14 protein-coding genes are annotated in these 17,179 nt (G+C 39.1%); 12 read left to right on the top strand and 2 right to left on the bottom strand.

Annotation, left to right across the window (positions count from 1 at the left end):
• Positions 1-101: 101 nt before the first annotated feature.
• From purE to H5115_RS17680, 4 genes are all read left to right on the top strand, one after another.
• On the top strand, positions 102-584 hold the full coding sequence (gene purE, locus H5115_RS17695) for a 5-(carboxyamino)imidazole ribonucleotide mutase (protein ID WP_002962540.1): 483 nt from the start codon (positions 102-104) through the stop codon (positions 582-584).
• A gap of 2 nt (positions 585-586) precedes the next feature.
• Positions 587-1,738 (top strand): 5-(carboxyamino)imidazole ribonucleotide synthase, encoded by a 1,152-nt coding sequence (locus tag H5115_RS17690; RefSeq protein WP_182756580.1) that lies wholly within the window; start codon positions 587-589, stop codon positions 1,736-1,738.
• 112 nt (positions 1,739-1,850) lie between these two features.
• Entirely contained in the window at positions 1,851-3,014 is a 1,164-nt protein-coding gene (locus tag H5115_RS17685; RefSeq protein ID WP_182756578.1) for an endonuclease/exonuclease/phosphatase family protein, read from the top strand.
• Between the two features lie 122 nt (positions 3,015-3,136).
• Positions 3,137-5,641: a prolyl oligopeptidase family serine peptidase gene (locus tag H5115_RS17680; protein ID WP_182756576.1), complete on the top strand. Its 2,505-nt coding sequence runs from the start codon at positions 3,137-3,139 to the stop codon at positions 5,639-5,641.
• A gap of 80 nt (positions 5,642-5,721) precedes the next feature.
• Here H5115_RS17680 and rrtA read toward each other — a convergent pair whose 3' ends face one another.
• Positions 5,722-6,306: a rhombosortase gene (rrtA, locus tag H5115_RS17675; protein WP_182756574.1), complete on the bottom strand. Its 585-nt coding sequence runs from the start codon at positions 6,304-6,306 to the stop codon at positions 5,722-5,724.
• A gap of 97 nt (positions 6,307-6,403) precedes the next feature.
• Between rrtA and ggt the strand changes: the two genes are divergently transcribed.
• The 3 genes from ggt to H5115_RS17660 all read left to right on the top strand — a co-directional run bounded on the left by ggt (position 6,404) and on the right by H5115_RS17660 (position 10,899).
• On the top strand, positions 6,404-8,182 hold the full coding sequence (gene ggt / locus H5115_RS17670) for a gamma-glutamyltransferase (protein WP_182674278.1): 1,779 nt from the start codon (positions 6,404-6,406) through the stop codon (positions 8,180-8,182).
• Between the two features lie 142 nt (positions 8,183-8,324).
• Positions 8,325-10,019: an NAD-dependent malic enzyme gene (locus H5115_RS17665; RefSeq protein ID WP_182756572.1), complete on the top strand. Its 1,695-nt coding sequence runs from the start codon at positions 8,325-8,327 to the stop codon at positions 10,017-10,019.
• A 154-nt stretch (positions 10,020-10,173) separates the two neighbouring features.
• The gene (locus H5115_RS17660; protein ID WP_182756570.1) at positions 10,174-10,899 is read left to right on the top strand and encodes an SIMPL domain-containing protein; all 726 of its coding nucleotides are present in this window, start codon (positions 10,174-10,176) and stop codon (positions 10,897-10,899) included.
• A gap of 16 nt (positions 10,900-10,915) precedes the next feature.
• Here H5115_RS17660 and H5115_RS17655 read toward each other — a convergent pair whose 3' ends face one another.
• A complete protein-coding gene (locus tag H5115_RS17655) occupies positions 10,916-12,268 on the bottom strand; it encodes a DUF2254 domain-containing protein (protein WP_182756568.1) in 1,353 nt (450 codons plus the stop codon).
• Positions 12,269-12,420: 152 nt separating this feature from the next.
• Between H5115_RS17655 and H5115_RS17650 the strand changes: the two genes are divergently transcribed.
• The 5 genes from H5115_RS17650 to H5115_RS17630 all read left to right on the top strand — a co-directional run bounded on the left by H5115_RS17650 (position 12,421) and on the right by H5115_RS17630 (position 16,865).
• Entirely contained in the window at positions 12,421-12,792 is a 372-nt protein-coding gene (locus H5115_RS17650) for an MAPEG family protein (RefSeq protein ID WP_002962524.1), read from the top strand.
• 14 nt (positions 12,793-12,806) lie between these two features.
• Positions 12,807-13,439: a sulfotransferase gene (locus tag H5115_RS17645; protein ID WP_182756567.1), complete on the top strand. Its 633-nt coding sequence runs from the start codon at positions 12,807-12,809 to the stop codon at positions 13,437-13,439.
• 47 nt (positions 13,440-13,486) lie between these two features.
• The gene (locus H5115_RS17640; RefSeq protein WP_002962521.1) at positions 13,487-14,059 is read left to right on the top strand and encodes a tRNA-(ms[2]io[6]A)-hydroxylase; all 573 of its coding nucleotides are present in this window, start codon (positions 13,487-13,489) and stop codon (positions 14,057-14,059) included.
• A gap of 212 nt (positions 14,060-14,271) precedes the next feature.
• Positions 14,272-16,191, top strand: a complete 1,920-nt coding sequence (locus H5115_RS17635) for a pilus assembly protein N-terminal domain-containing protein (protein ID WP_182756565.1) — start codon at positions 14,272-14,274, stop codon at positions 16,189-16,191.
• The gene (locus H5115_RS17630; protein WP_182756563.1) at positions 16,188-16,865 is read left to right on the top strand and encodes a lipopolysaccharide assembly protein LapB; all 678 of its coding nucleotides are present in this window, start codon (positions 16,188-16,190) and stop codon (positions 16,863-16,865) included. Before H5115_RS17635 ends, H5115_RS17630 begins: the two co-directional genes overlap by 4 nt.
• Positions 16,866-17,179 lie beyond the last annotated feature (314 nt).

Raw genomic sequence — 17,179 nt, 5'->3', positions numbered from 1 at the left:
TTTGTTTTTGTGAGTCGCAATTAAACTTGGTTTGGGTATAATACCCGCCTAAAACCGGACATAAGTCCGCTATTTTTAAAATACATTACTGAGGAGTATTTATGACTGTTGGCATTATTATGGGTTCAAAATCAGATTGGCCAACCATGGAACATGCAGCACTTATGCTAGAGCATTTTGGCATTAAGTACGAAACTAAAGTCGTGTCTGCACACCGCACTCCTCAATTACTTGCTGATTACGCAAGTTCAGCCGCAGAACGTGGTATTAAAGTTATTATTGCTGGTGCTGGCGGCGCAGCGCATTTACCTGGTATGGCGGCTGCTTTTACGTCGCTTCCTGTACTTGGCGTACCTGTAAAATCAAAAGCATTAAATGGTGTTGATTCACTTTTATCTATTTGCCAAATGCCTAAAGGCGTTGCAGTAGGTACGCTTGCAATTGGTGAGCCGGGCGCAGCAAACGCGGGTTTATTAGCTGCACAAATTTTAGGATGTCAAAATCCAGAAATTTTTGCAAAAATTGAAGCGTTTCGTAAAGCTCAAACCGACACTATATTAGCTAATCCAAACCCTGCAGAGTAATAATGAATATTTTAATATTAGGTGCAGGGCAACTTGCACGTATGATGAGCCTTGCAGGAGCGCCGCTTAATTTAAACGTTGTTTCGTACGATGTAGGCAGTAAACAAATTATGCACCCGCTAACCGGTGACATTTATAACACGTCGCTTGAGCAAGCAATATCAAACGCTGATGCCATTACTGCCGAGTTTGAGCACATTCCTGATGATGTTTTAACCCTTTGCTGTAACAGTAATAAGTTTTACCCAGGAAAAGCCGCTATTAAAACAGGTGGCGATCGCTCGCTTGAAAAGGCATTGCTTGATAAAACAAACGTAACTTGTGCGCCGTACCAATTAATAACGGAAAAAGCGCATTTAGAACTTGCCGTTAAAACTCTAGGTAAACCACTTGTAATTAAAACATGCCAAGCGGGTTACGACGGAAAAGGCCAATGGCGTTTAAAATCCGATGATCAAATAGACGAGATTTGGTCACAAATGGCTGATTTTATTGCGTCGGGCACCGAGCTTTCGCCACATACGATTATTGCTGAAAAAATGATTCCGTTTGATCGTGAAGTATCTATTATTGGTGCGCGCGATAAACACGGTAATGTTGCTATTTATCCGCTAACAGAAAACGAGCACACAAATGGTGTATTAACGCTTTCTATTGCCGGTAAAAATAATCAAAGTGTTGAAGCGCAAGCAAACGATGCATTTACAAAAATAGCAAACGAGCTTAACTACGTTGGCGTATTAGCAATTGAGTTTTTTGATGTAAGAGGCACGTTACTCGTTAACGAAATTGCACCGCGCGTACATAACTCTGGCCACTGGACGCAACAAGGTTGCCATTGCTCGCAGTTTGAAAACCACATGCGTGCTGTTGCAGGCTTACCGCTTGGTAATACAGAGCTTAAACACATTACCGCGATGATAAACGTATTAGGCCAACCAAGTATTCCAAGTGAAGTATTAAAAACAGTTGATGTAACGAGCCATTGGTACGGTAAAACTGCAAAACCAGGTCGTAAAATGGGCCATATTAATGTATCAGCTGTTAATATGAGTGAGCTTGCAGACAAACTTGGTGAACTTACAGAGTACTTACCAGAGCAAGATTATCCTGGTATTTTAAAAGCAGCTGCCAATTTAGTGCTCAGTGAATAGCTATCATACCTTTATATAAATACCGGCTTAAGCCGGTATTTTTTTGTCATAAAAATGGGCTTTGAATATGTAATACTGTTAAAGTCTAATTTTAAATTTGTGAAGTAAAACAATGAAACTAAAAACAATATCTGGCGTGCTAGCCATTACTGCATTATTTAGCTTAAATACATTTGCATCGGAATCTCTTCGTGTTGCAACTTTTAATGTAAGTATGGATGCAACTAATCACACGCCTAAAGGTGAGCAAGTTAAAAGTGATGCTTTAGTTAATGCACTTAAAGCTAACCACCAGCAAATTAAGAACATAGCGGAAATTATTCAGCGTGTTCGCCCTGATATTATTTTACTTAACGAATCTGATTACATCCCAAAAGAGCAAGGCATTGAATACTTTAATCAGCATTATTTAAATGTAGGTCAGCAAAAACAAGCCGCTATTAACTACCCTTACTCTTATATTGCACCAGTAAATACAGGCCTAGCTACCGAGTTTGATTTAGATAACGATGGCAAAAAAAATGGCGTGATGGGCGATGCACAAGGCTTTGGCTTTTTTGAAGGGCATTATGGTATGGCTATTTTGTCAAAATACCCAATTAATTTTGATAAAGTAAGAACCCTTCAAACCTTTAAATATAAAGACATGCCAAATGCACAAATGCCTGTAATGCCTAAAACAGGTGAAAACTGGTATAACGCACAAGAATGGCAAGCACTTAGACTCAGTTCTAAATCGTTTTGGGATTTACCTATTAGCGTAAATGATAAAACAATTCATATTATTGCATCTCACCCAACACCGCCTGTATTTGACGGTGAAGAGGATAGAAACGGCAAGCGTAATCACGATGAAGTAAGGTTAATTGCCGATTACGTTTCAAATGCTAAGTATATTTATGACGATAAAGGCGAAAAGGGCGGTTTAAAAACTCACTCTCGTTTTGTTATTTTAGGCGATTTAAATGCAGCCCCTGAGGGGGACAAAGCCCGTACAAATACCACCGACCAATTACTTAAAAACCCACTTATCAACGCAAGCTTTGTTCCAAAAAGCGAAGGTGCTAAAGAGCAGTATGATGTGCCATATGCACAAAATTACAGTGCTAATTGGCAAGCCCGTGTTGATTACGTTTTACCATCAAACTATGGTTTAAAAATTAAGGACGGTGGGGTGTTTTGGCCAACTAAAACCAGTAATGAATATCGTTTAATTAAAGATAGAAACGCATCGAGCGATCACCGCATGGTGTGGCTTGATTTAGTAATTGAATAACGTCTATTACAATTAGTAACTGAGCTTTACCCTGTTTAATGGCTATTTGTCTTAAATAATTGCAATAACTTGAGTGCTTCTGCTTAAATACGGCCTAATTATAATAACCGTATAGAAGCACTATGATTTTTAATTTTTCTTCATCTAAAACGTTAGTGGCCTTAGCTGTTGCCTCAAGTGTTATGCTTGTAGGCTGTAGCGCTACCGCTAACACCTCTTCAACACAGCAAAGTGCTTTACCAGCAAGTAAGGTTGCTGCGGTTGTGAACACGCCAGCTGATATCGGCTCACAAAAAATAACGCTAGAACAAGCAATGGCCGACCCTGATTGGATGGGCAATCAGCCAGAGAACGCTTACTGGGCTAGCGATTCGGCCACTATTATTTATGCTCAAAAAGAGCAAGGTAATACACTACGCAATTTATTTAGCCAATCTGTTACTAGCCAAACAGCAGAGCAAGTAGCTCTTAATAAACTTCATACTGTGGGTTCTAATAAAGCCGTTTATTCTAAAAATAAAACAATGGCGGCTTACACATTTAAAGGCAATGTGTTTGTTAAAAACCTAAAAACCGGTGAACTTAAGCAAATTACAGCTACATCAGCAAACGAGTCTAAACCACAATTTTTAAATAATGGCGATTTAGTTTACCGCCAAGGCAATGTGTTTTTTAAAGTTGATTTAAAAACAGGCTTAACGAGCGAGTTTGCTAACTTAAAACTTACTGATGAGCCAAAAGGGATTGAAGAGCCAAGCACGTATATTGCTAAAGAGCAGCATAAATTGATTAAGTTTGTGGCGCTTCAACAAAAAAATAAAAAAGATAAGCAAGCACGCAGTGAGCAAATTAATGAACAAAACGATTCAATTGCTAGCACGGCTTACTACTTAGGTGACGGTAATAAAGTTGCAGAAGCACAGCTTTCGCCAAATGGTGATGTGTTATTAGTCGTTGTACAAAAGCAAACAGATTGGCGCGGTGATGACGATATTATGCCAAATTACATCACTAATGATGCAACCATTGAGCCTAAAAAAGCACGCCGCCGTGTAGCTGACGCTAAAGAAGAAACCTCAAAGCTTGTCTACATCAATTTAACTAACAAAGAGCAAACATCACTTAGCTTTAATACTTTACCGGGCTTTGACGAAGATGTTTTAGCCGCAGTTAAAAAAGAAAATTATACACGTGATGGTAAAACATATAAGTCTAAAAAGGCGCCTCGTGGCATTAACCTTATTATGGACTGGGGTTTTGAGCAAAGCCCAATAGTATGGAACGATGACGGCTCGCAAGTAGCTATCATGCTTGAAGCGTGGGATAACAAAGACCGCTGGCTTGCTACTGTAGATTTTAAAAACAACAAACTTGTGTCGCAACATCGCCTGCATGACGATGCATGGATTGCTTATGCATTTAACGACTTTGGGTGGTTACATAACTCAAATACGCTTTATTACCTTTCAGAAGAGTCGGGTTACAGCCAGCTTTATAAAAAACCAATTAATGGCAAAGCAACCGCGCTAACACAAGGCCAATTTGAAGTTTCTAACTTAACGCTTACAAGTGACAACAGCGCAATTTATTATAAAGCGAATGTTAAACACCCAGGCCTGTATGAAATTTACCGCGTTAACCCGCAAACAGGTAAAAATGAGCAAGTTACCGACTTAAACGGTATGACTGACTACACGTTAAGCCCTGATGAAACCAAGTTACTCCTTAAGCACTCTACAATTACCATGCCTAATGAGCTTTATGTAGCTGACGCACAAGCCAATACAAAAGCAACGCGATTAACTCATACAGTTTCGGATGAGTTTTTAGCTAAAAAGCTAACTGCACCTAAAATTGTTGCTGTGCCATCGAGCCATACCGAACAACCAATATACGCAAAAGTGTACTACCCAGCTGATTACGTAGAAGGTGAAGTAGGTAAAAATCGCAAAGCAGTTATTTTTAACCACGGCGCGGGTTACTTACAAAACTCACATATGGGATTTTCGGTTTATTTTCGTGAATTTATGTTTCATTCATTGCTCGCTGATGAAGGTTACATAGTAATGGATATGGATTACCGTGCATCTAAAGGTTACGGGCGTGATTGGCGCACCGCAATTTATCGTCAAATGGGAACGCCTGAAACACAAGATTTAGCCGATGGCGTTAAATGGATGGCGCAAAATGCCAACGTTGATACCAAAGCAGTCGGCACTTATGGTGGCTCTTACGGCGGCTTTATGACCTTTATGGCATTGTTTACCGCGCCTGAGTTGTTTCAATCGGGTGCGGCACTTAGACCTGTTACCGATTGGGCACATTACAATACAGGTTATACAGCTAATATATTAAACCATCCTGATGTTGACCCGATTGCGTATGAGCGCAGCTCGCCAATTTATTACGCTGAGGGCTTAAACAAACGTTTATTAATTAATGCCCCAATGGTTGACGATAACGTGTTTTTTCAAGACTCAGTGCGTTTAGTACAGCGCTTAATAGAGCTTGAAAAACAAAACTTTGAAACAGCTATATTCCCTGTTGAACCGCATGGCTTTGTACAGCCTTCAAGCTGGTTAGACGAATACCGCCGTATTCATAAATTATTTAAAGAAACGCTTTAAGCTTTAATTATAAAAACAAAACGCCGCATTGGTTTAGTTAACTAATGCGGCGTTTTTATTGGGTTGAACAAAATCTAACTTTATTTTTTCTTTTTAAAGAGCTCTATAACCAGTGGTATGGCAAGCAGAGTCCCGCCAATTACACCAATTAAATGTGCATCAATAGCCACAGTGGAGTTAATAAGCTTTCCTATATCAGCATTAGGACCGCTAAATTGCTCAAACGCTATTTTAATCCATACGCCTATAAATAATAAATAACCTGATTTAAGCCCTACGGTTATATCTTTAACTGACCCCCAAATAATTACACCATGCAGTAGAGCACTTAATCCGGTGTAAATATGTATGTTTGGGCAAAACCAATAAACACCGAGTCCACACCACAGTGCTAGCAAAATTGCATTAAAAGCGTAGCGAGTAGGGGATGTGTATTCGCCATGTAGTAACCATATTAGTAAAACACCACTGGCATTTAATCCCAAATGAGCCCAATTAGCATGAACAAATTGGCTAGAAAAAATTCGCCACAGTTCGCCATCATCAATTAGGCTTCGGTTAAATTCAAGTAAACTATTTAAATCAAATGCAGCAAAAATGGTACTAAAAAGCAGCAAAATAATAGGCGGTAATATATAACGAGGTTGAATAGGTAAATTAAGCATTTTATTATATTTTTTTAGTCAAAATTTTTGCATATTGTGCCCGTTTAACTTTAAGATGCCAAATACAACTACGTAATTAAGTGTTTTTAGTATTTTTATGCATTTTAAACTTAACTCATTATTTGCCATTGGGCTGTGCGCAGTATCACTGCCTTCATTTGCACAGCAAACAACTCAAATTGAAACTCGCGAACCTGAAGCTGCTACCGGATTAATCCATAAAAAAGTAGTGCAAGGTGATAAATACATGGTAGCTGCGGCAAATCCATATGCCTCAAAAGCCGGTCAACAAATTTTAGCCCAAGGCGGCAGTGCCGTCGATGCTGCGATTGCTACTCAACTAGTGCTTACTTTAGTTGAACCGCAATCCTCAGGTATTGGCGGTGGTACATTTATGATGTATTACAACAAAGCTAACAATAAATTGACTAGTTTTGATGGCCGCGAAACTGCACCTGCAAATGCAGACGAAACGCTGTTTTTAGATAAACACGGTAAAGCCGTTAAATGGATTGAAGCCGTAGTAGGTGGACGCTCTGTTGGTGTACCCGGTATTTTACATGCCTTTGCAAGCGCACATAAACAATACGGTACATTACCGTGGGAAGCGCTTTTTAAACCGGCTATTGAACTTGCAGAACAAGGATTTGTAGTTTCGCCGCGTTTACATGGCTTATTAGCCCGACAGTTAAACCCTGGCGTGTTGAGCATGCCGATTATTAACGAATACTTTTACCCAAATGGTAAATTAATTGAAGTGGGTAGTGTTAAAAAGAATCAACCACTTGCTGATTTGTACAAAGACATTGCAAAGCAGGGCATTGATGCATTTTACAAAGGCGAAAATGCAAAACAAATGGTTAATGCGGTACAACACTCTAAAATTGCCCCTGGTAAATTAAGCGTACAAGATTTAGCAGATTATAAAAGTAAAGAGCGCGATGCGGTATGTATTCAATACCGTGCTTATAACGTGTGTTCTATGGCACCACCAAGTAGTGGCGGCGTAGCAGTACTGCAAATGCTTGGCTTGCTTGAACATAAAGATATGAGTGCACTTAAGCCAAATGGCGAAAAGGCGATTCATTACTTTAGCCAAGCTTCGCGTATTGCATTTGCCGATCGTGATATGTACATGGGCGATCCCGATTTTACTCAAGTACCTACACAAGAGCTCTTAAACAAAGATTATATTGCCTCACGCGCTAAATTAATTACCGAAACAGACCAAAAAGCCGTAGCAGGTAATCCTGTAGGGTACTTAAGTTATGCAATGGATGATTCATACGAGTTACCTTCTACCTCACATGTATCTATTGTAGATAGTAAAGGTAATGCCGTTTCGATGACCAGTTCAATTGAAATGGCGTTTGGCTCTACGGTTATGGTTAATGGCTTTATTTTAAATAACCAACTAACTGACTTTTCGTTATCGCCACGTAAAAACGGAAAGCTTGTAGCAAACCGTGTAGAGGCTGGTAAACGCCCGCGTAGCTCTATGTCACCGGTAATGGTATTTAATAAAGATGGTAGCTTACGCTTAATCGTAGGCTCACCTGGTGGTAGCCGTATCATCGATTACGTTGCACAAGTTGTTGTGGGTGTTATTGACTGGAATTTATCAGCGCAAGACGCCATTAACTTACCGCGTACAACAAATCGTAACGATTACACCAGCCTTGAAAAAGGCACAACCATTGAAGCCATTGCGCCTGCGCTTACTAAACGCGGCCACAATGTACGTATTATTGATTTAAACTCAGGCTTACACGCAGTTGAAGTTAAAAATAATACCTTATATGGTGGCGCTGATCCGCGCCGTGAAGGTGTTGCGTTATCTGATTTAACTGATAATAACGCCACTATCAAATTTTAAATTATGTATAATATGCATGCGGGCAGTGAAGCCCGCATGTATTTTCTCTCAATGGTCTGACTAGCTTAATTGTCGTTGCAATTAAACCTCTAACACTGATAATGACAGATCATAACTTAAGACTCCGTTAAAGCCTGGAAATATGACAACTAATACTGATCCTAACTACTTATATATTCATCATTCTGGCCCTGGCCTAATTGAAACACCGCTATTAAATAAAGGCAGCGCCTTTAGTAAAAAAGAACGCGAAAATTTCAATCTTGCTGGTTTACTTCCTCCTCGCTTTGAAACAATAGAAGAGCAAGTTGAGCGTTGTTATCAGCAGTATTCTAGCTTTACCGACAACCTTAATAAGCATATTTACTTACGTGCGATTCAAGATAACAACGAAACACTTTACTACCGTTTAGTGCGTGACCACCTTGAAGAAATGATGCCAATCATTTACACACCGACAGTGGGCGATGCTTGTGAAAAATTCTCTGACATTTATCGCAGCGCACGTGGCTTATTTATTTCGTATGAAGATCGTTACCAAATTGACGACATTTTACGCAACGCTACCAAAGGTAAAGTAAAAGTTATTGTTGTAACCGATGGCGAGCGTATTTTAGGCCTAGGCGATCAGGGTATTGGTGGCATGGGTATTCCAATTGGTAAATTGTCACTTTACACAGCGTGTGGTGGTATAAGCCCAGCATACACATTGCCTGTAATGCTTGATGTGGGTACTAATAACGAAAAGCTTTTAAACGATCCTATGTACATGGGCGCACGCCATAAGCGAATTGCTCAAGACGAATACGATGAGTTTTTAGATTTATTCATTAAAGCGGTTAAACGTCGCTGGCCGAATGTATTACTTCAGTTTGAAGATTTTGCACAGCCAAATGCAATGCCATTACTTAAGCGCTACCGCAATGAAATTTGTAGCTTTAACGATGACATTCAAGGTACGGCGGCTGTAACGGTCGGTTCTTTACTTGCTGCGTGTCGTGTTAAAAATTCAACCCTAAGCCAACAAAAAGTAGTGTTTGTGGGTGCAGGCTCTGCTGGTTGTGGTATTGCTGAGCAAATTATTAGCCAAATGGTTTTTGAAGGTATTACAGAAGCTCAAGCGCGTAGCCAAGTGTTTATGGTTGACCGTTTTGGTTTGCTTAGTGAGGGTATGGAAGGCTTACGCGATTTCCAACAAGCACTTGCACAACCTAAAGGCTCGTTAAGTGATTGGACATACAGCGGCGAGTACGCATCACTTCTTGATGTTATGCACTGTGCTGAGCCTGACATTTTGATTGGTGTTTCTGGTCAACCTGGCTTATTTACAGAACAAGTAATACGCGCTATGCATGCCGGTTGTGAACAGCCAATTATTTTCCCATTAAGTAATCCATCTAAGCAAGTAGAAGCGCATCCTGCTGATGTGATTAAGTGGACTGACGGTAAAGCACTTGTTGCCACAGGTAGCCCATTTGATCCTGTTGAGTACAATGGCGAGACGTTTCCAATCCCACAATGTAACAACAGTTATATTTTCCCGGGTATTGGTTTAGGTGTTATTGCCGCTAAAGCGACACGTATTACAGATGCAATGTTAAGTGTATCTAGCGAAATGCTTGCAGAGTCGTCGCCGCGTGCAAACACAGGTAAAGGTAGTTTATTACCAGCCTTGACTGAAATTGAAACGCTTAGTAAACGTATTGCATTTGCCATCGCTAAAAAAGCAATCGAAGAGGGCGTTGCTCTTGAGATTACGGATGATGCATTATGGGCAGCAATCGACAAAAATTACTGGTTACCAAAATACCGTAACTATAAACGTTGTAGTGTTTAATTAGGTTTATAAGTAATTAAAAGTAAATGGCGTAATAGCATTAGTTACAACGCTTAACAAAAAACAGGCAATTGCCTGTTTTTTTGTGCTTGTTCATATTTAATTAACCACGTACGGTGTTTACTTGCTTTTACATAATTAAAGGATCGACTTAATGAAAACACTGACTTTTGTTTTAGGTAGTGCACTGGCTTTAAACGTACTTAGCTTTGATGCACTTGCGGCAGCGACTCCCGATGCTCCTCATATTTATGTTAAGGGCGAAGCGACTCTTACTACAATGCCAGATTACGTACAGCTAAGTGTAGGTATTACCGAAGTTGATAAAGACTTAATTGCTGCTAAAAATAAAACCGACTTAACTATCGCCAAAGCAATTAAGCTCGTAAAAGAGATTGGTGTTAAAGAGGGAGATATAAACGCAGGGCAAATTTCAATAAACCGTGATAGCCAATACAACCGCACTACCGGTAATCAAGAATTTAAAGGCTTTAAGGTTTCTCGTACGGTAACAGTAAAACTCAGCGATATAAATAAATACCCAGAGTTACTGCAAAGCTTAGTTAACAACGGTATTAACGAAATTAATCAAACGCAATTTTTAGCAAGTAACTATAACGAGCTGCATAAAAAAGCACAAAAGTTAGCAATTAAAGACGCACGTGACGCAGCAAAAGAGTTTAGTGAAGATTATGGCGTTGACTTAAAAGGATTGTACAGCGCATCACTAAGTCCACTTAATGTGCAGTCGCAGCCGTACATGCGTGCAGAAAAAGTAATGATGGCTGATAGCGCACCAAGTAACTATGTACCTGATGCCTACCATGCTGGAGAGATTAAAGTAACAGCCTCAAGCTACGCTGTGTACTACATAGATTAAACTATGTTTTAAGTTTTTATTTTTGGTGGTGCTCAAAACGTGCCACCAAATTCTCACCTTGCTCTTGGCTAATACGCGCTATAGAGTTGAGCATATTAGTCACTTCGCGTCTGTCGTATTCATTAGTTACATGTTCATTGATGTCATCAACAATCGCATTTAAATAATTAAATAAACTGTTTCGTGCATCGGTATCTTTATGGGCTACAAACAAAATATTTTTGAATGCCTCAAGCACGTTTGTCATTACGTATGCATCGCCTTTGGCGTAATTACGCAGCGGTGTAAAGTTGTCATGTAATAACTCATCAAAGCTTGTTTCATGAAGGTACAACAATGGCGCATTATCACTGTGCTTAAACGAGTAGTTAATATCGTTAATTGAAAGTCGTTGAATAAGTAAAATACTCAGCATATCAATTGATTTAACTGCAGTACCGGGATCGTTTATTCCTGGGCTCATTGCCTTAACTGCAATTTCTGATATTTGCGTTAATCCATAACGGTAATGATCGCTAATGTACTCTTCTATATAAAAAATAAAGCAGTCGAGAATTTTATTAATCAGCTCTTCATCGTTTGCTATATCTTTATTACATTTTAAAAACGGGTAACCTTTAACTGTAAAATAGCCCTGGTTTACAGATATATACACCTTTATATCTTGCTCAGCCAAAATGGCACACAGCTTATCGGTATGTACGCCTTTATAATATCCTTCTGTTTTACTGTTAACCGAATGCCATTTGCTAAAGTCTGGAAAGTCCTCAACTGGGTTCTCTTGTTGTCTTTGTATTATTGTTTTAATTTCGTTTTTAGTTTGGCTAAACAAGCCATTTAACACGTTATCAACTTGAATAGCACGTGAGATTGAGTGTATAAAAAATACAAACAAACCTAATGAAATCAATCCAAAAACAAGTGCAAACAACACACCTATTGAAGGAATTGCCGTACTGCCACCATCAAGCTTATTAATATTTATAAGCATAATAATAGAGTAAATTATGCTGCCTAAATAAAACCCCAAAACCATTTGGTGTGATTTGCGCGTAATAAGCCCAGGCACTACGCGGGGCGATAAACTCGCGCTGGCTGAATTTAAAACCACCATTACCATCGAAAAACTAAACACAGTAAGCGAAATAATACTGCCAGCTAAAGTGCTTAAAATAGTACGCGCGTTTTCGGCGCTATCTACAAGTACAACCGATATAAACGATTTTAGCTGTTCAATAGGGGCTAAATATTCAACCGACATAGTTATAATGGCAAATACCAAAAAGCCCACTGAAAGCATCGAAGGGTAAAAGCCAATACTGTTAATCATTTCACGGTAACTGTCGGCTACTTTGCGAGGTACAAACATAAAATCCTTATGTATTTTCTACTAACTTAATACCTCTAGCTTAGCATAGGCAATTATTAAACTTCTGATAATGCTGCTCAAATTTATGTGTTATTATCACGCCCACAATAATAGAGCGCATATTTATGCGATAAAAATAACAGGAAAACGCCGTGATCATTTCAACTTATGCTGCATTACTCGCATTCTTTTACATTTATTTAAGCTTTAACGTAATAAAAGTGCGCCGTGCGGAGCAAATATCACTTGGTGATAACGGTAATGCAACGCTGCAACGTGCTGTGCGTGCCCACGCAAATTTTATGGAATACGTGCCATTTGCTTTAATTTTGCTTTTTTTGGCAGAGTACCAAGGGCTTGCTAGCCATTACTGCCATATATTAGGTGGTGCGTTATTAGTAGGGCGTGTGTTTCAAAATTTAGGCATAGTAGAAAAAAGCCTGAAATACCGCCAAATAGGTACTATTACTACATTTTTAGTCATGATTATCAGCGCCTTTGTATTACTAGTAACACGCGGTTAATTAAAGAAAAGTTAATGAGCAAAATATTTATAATAGGTTTACCGCGTACAGGCACAACCAGTGTGTGCCATGCATTTTTAGAGCTTGGCATTACAACAGCGCATACCGCGTATACTAATGCCTGTTTTGAAAATGCCAGTGCGATTGCCGACACTCCCATATTTAACGATTTTAAAGCGCTTGATATTCATTACCCACACTCTAAGTTTATTTATTTAGAGCGCGAACTTGGTGCATGGCTTGTATCAATAAAACAGCTTTTAACGCGTATGCACACTAATTTAACGCGCGGCGACGGGGGCTTTAATATTCATATAAAGCGCTGTTATTTAAATACGTTTAGTGAGCTTTCGCTTAATAATATTAGCGACGACAGTTACTTAGCTCACTGCTATGAAACACATTTTAATGATGCTCAAACGTACTTTAATAACCGCGACAACGATTTTTTATCCATTGATATAGCAAAGCCCAATAGCTACAAAAAACTATGCGATTTTTTAGCATTAAAAAGTGACAAAGCTGATTTTGAAAAAATGAATATGGGCGGTAAAGTCACCGCATGGAACGATATTAAACACCCGCTAAAAGTCGAATCCACCGCTAACGGGCGCATAGATAAATTACTGCCTTACAAGATTTTTTAAAACAAATACGTTAAAATCCCCGCATTATTATTTAAGTTGTACAGAACATGTTTGAATTAAAATACCACACCCCATTTGAATGGACCGAAGTTGTCCTTGCTGACTTTAATACTTTTTTACAAGATCATGCCGCTGCAGAAAAAAAAGCATCGGGTATGGCTATGTCTATGCTTTCACATTACCCAGACAAACGTAAATTAGTAAAAGCCATGACCGACTTAGCATTAGAAGAATTAATACACTTTAAACAAGTGCTTAAGTTACTTTTAGAGCGTGATGTAAACTTAGGTGACGACAAAAAAGATCCGTACATAAAACAAATACGTGCACTGTTTAGACATGGTCGTGATGGTTTTTTAATGGACCGATTACTGGTTGGCGGTGTAATTGAAGCACGTGGTCACGAGCGTTTTTCTTTAGTTGCACAAGCACTTCCTGAGGGTAAAGAAAAAGACTTTTATGTTGCGATTGCCAAGTCAGAAGAAAAACATAAAAACCTTTTTGTAGAGCTTGCTTACGAATACTTTGATAAAGAAGAAGTTGATACTCGCCTGGAAGAGTTACTTATAGCTGAAGCTAAAATCTGTGAAAGCATCCCATTTACAGCTGCTTTGCATTAACTAAAACTAGCGCAGAGCCTATTTTATTCGCTTTGCGCCACCTACCTCTACTCTCATTTCTTGGTTAAACCCTTCATGAATTATTGATTTGCAATTTGCGAATCAAAATAATAAAACACACTTTCACACATCTTAATGCATTGATAATAAAGATAAAAGCGTTTGGTCTCATACTTGCTACCTATACATTAAGCAAATTGAGGGAAAGGCTTATGTTAAAATTTACTTTTATACTATTACTAATATCTTTTAGCGCCGTAGGCAGTGAAAGTCATTTAGATTATATAGAAAATGCAAATGGTGAGCGGGTACAAAAAGTATCACACTTAGTTAAATGGACGCATACTCGCTTTGTGTTTACCCGTGATATTTCGCGTATAGCACTTGGCCACGAAACAACGCTTGATGTGAACGTGGTTAATGGTCGCGAGCTACTAATTTTAGCTAAAAAGTTGGGCCGTACATCTATGATGGTGTGGTACGACGATAAAAGCTCGGAAACATTTTTACTTGGTGTTACCGAAGACTATAGCGTACTGGAAAATGCCTTAAACGATATTCACCCTGACGTGCAACTAACCATAGCACCTGATCGCCATGCTGTTGTATTACGCGGTGAAGTACCTACTATAAATTATCGTCATGCCGCTTATGAAGCTGCAAAAAACTATCTATACGCCAGTAGCTCACAAGCATCACAACCCGTTATTACCTCAAACCCTAACCAAGGAATGTTTAATTCTCTCGCTCAACGCTTGCAAGGATTGGGTAACGCAAACGGTGGTACCTCTCAAAACTCGAGCAAAGTCGCTATTATTAATTTAATAAAAGTAACTCAAGCACCCAAGCCAAAAGAAGAACGTATTAGCGAAGTAATTAAATCAATGGGCGCAGATAAAGTGACCATTAAACGCATCTCGGTTGATGAGCTATCAAATGATGATAGCGATGTATTTTTACTGTCAGGCTCTGTAAAAAATCAAATAGAGTTAGTGCGCTTATTAAATACAATTAATAAATTATTCGAACCAGAGCAAGCATTACAAACTCAGGGCTCTCCTCTTGATCCTAATAATTTAATGGGCGGCGCAACACAGGATAAAAGCGCAGGTATTGAAGTACTTGCCAACGAGTCGGGTGGGTTAATAAACGATGCTACATCAGGGTTAAACTTAAGCAATGTAAGTTCTAATATTGCAAGAGCAACGTTGCTTTCAGTGGCTGGCGGTAAAGTTTTGTCGAGCATTGAAGTTGAAGATTTACCTCAAGTGCGTGTATCGGTGCAATTATATGAAGTAAATCAACGTAGATTAAAGCAATGGCGCCCAGATATTAGCGTGCTGTCTAATGGGTATGAAAAAGAAGCGGGGTTGTTTGGTCGTGACGGTATGACTGAACGCGAATCAGGCTCTGCAACAATAGAAAATGCGCTGCAATTAATTGGCGGTCAATTAACTAATAACTTACAGCTTTCTACCTCACAGTTTGCCATTGATATGTTGTTTTCATTACTTGAACAAGAAGGTATTTCTCGAACGCTTTCTCGCCCTACAATTACGGTTTTAGCTGGTGAAAGTGCCGTATTTAAGGTCGGTGGAGAAGTGCCCGTACCTACAAGTTATAGCCCTTCAGGAATTACAAGCGGGCAGCAAGGTAGTAGTGGTTCGGTGTTTAGCGGTACAGAATTTAAATCATTCGGAGTTGAATTAAATGTACGTGCCATGGTTGACGACAAAGATAGAATCACACTTGATCTAAACCCAGTAATTTCGCTACCCGATACCACGTTAACCGCTGAAATTGCACAAAGCACAGGCAGCAGTTTAAACAGTAGTGCATTTAATACACGCAGCATGCAAACATCAACGCGTTTAAAAGACGGACAACCTCTTATTATTGGTGGCTTAATTAGCACCGATAACAATGCAAGCCACGACTTTGTACCTGATGGCAACGGCAATAGCATGCTAGGAAAGTTAAGCGAAACAACCAGTAAAAGTGAAAACAACCGCGAGCTTATAATTGTTGTAACTCCAAACTTGGTGCGAGAGCCAATTAATACCTTACGTTCGTGGGAACAGGCAAATATAGACACCCAGATACTTAGCTATATACAGGAGCAAGGGCTATGAAAATACTTTATATAATTTTACTGCTTACTTTATCGGGTTGCGCTCATATTGATTACAAGCCAACAGTAAATCCTTACAACGCGCTGGGTGACATAGTTAAAAAATACCAATTAAATGCCCAACCATTAAAGTGCGAAGGTATTAATGCAAGTAACTGTTTGAACCTTGTGCATGAGGTGAATCAGTTAATGCTTGAACACCCCGATAACACGGCAATACTTTCAATATCGGCATATGTACTTTATAAAAGTGGCCGTGCTAATCAGTCTCAACAGGTTATAAACACTTTGCTTAATAAAGCTAACCCGCCGTTAAACGCAATTACTTTAGGAGTCACTTTAGCAATAGATCAAGGTAATTTAACTAAAGCAAAAAGCATTGCCCAATACGGAGTAGATGTTTTTGGTACGCATGCTTCACCATACCTGCAAATGGCCTCTATACATTATGCCCAGGGTAACTACGTTGTAGCTTCAAACTATTTAGAGCTTTCGGTTAAGTTTGGTTTAAATAGCACCGCCTATTTTTATCATAAAGGGCTAATTGAAGAAGCTAATACCAATAATTTATTGGCCTGTGGCTACTATGAGCAAGTTTTACGTGTCGAACCCACGCATCAAAAGGCACTTGCTAGGCGCGGTAAACTCTCTGTTTTAGGTAATTGTTATTCTTAAGGCCTTCGGGCCTTTTTTTATACCTAAAATTTGGCATTATTAATGAGCCAAAACCACTTTATTATTTATCAAAAATAGTAGTAAAGCTTACGCTAATCATACGTTTTATAAGTTACCCCACAAGACAGCTTCTAATATTTAACCCTTTTTGAATACCTATTAGTTTTAATAATTTAACAGAGCGTCTCAAGGGTCTGTTGATCTTTCAAGGTTAAATTTGCAGCAGTCTGTTTGGTATTTAGGCAAGGCAGAGCCTATGTAGTGTGGTTATTCCCCATAAATGGGCGATAACGTAGCATTAATGCCAAACAGGC

The sequence above is a fragment of the Pseudoalteromonas sp. SR44-2 genome (assembly GCF_014163745.1).
In the GTDB taxonomy this organism is placed as follows: domain Bacteria; phylum Pseudomonadota; class Gammaproteobacteria; order Enterobacterales; family Alteromonadaceae; genus Pseudoalteromonas; species Pseudoalteromonas distincta.
This window is presented reverse-complemented; position numbering and strand designations above follow the sequence as displayed.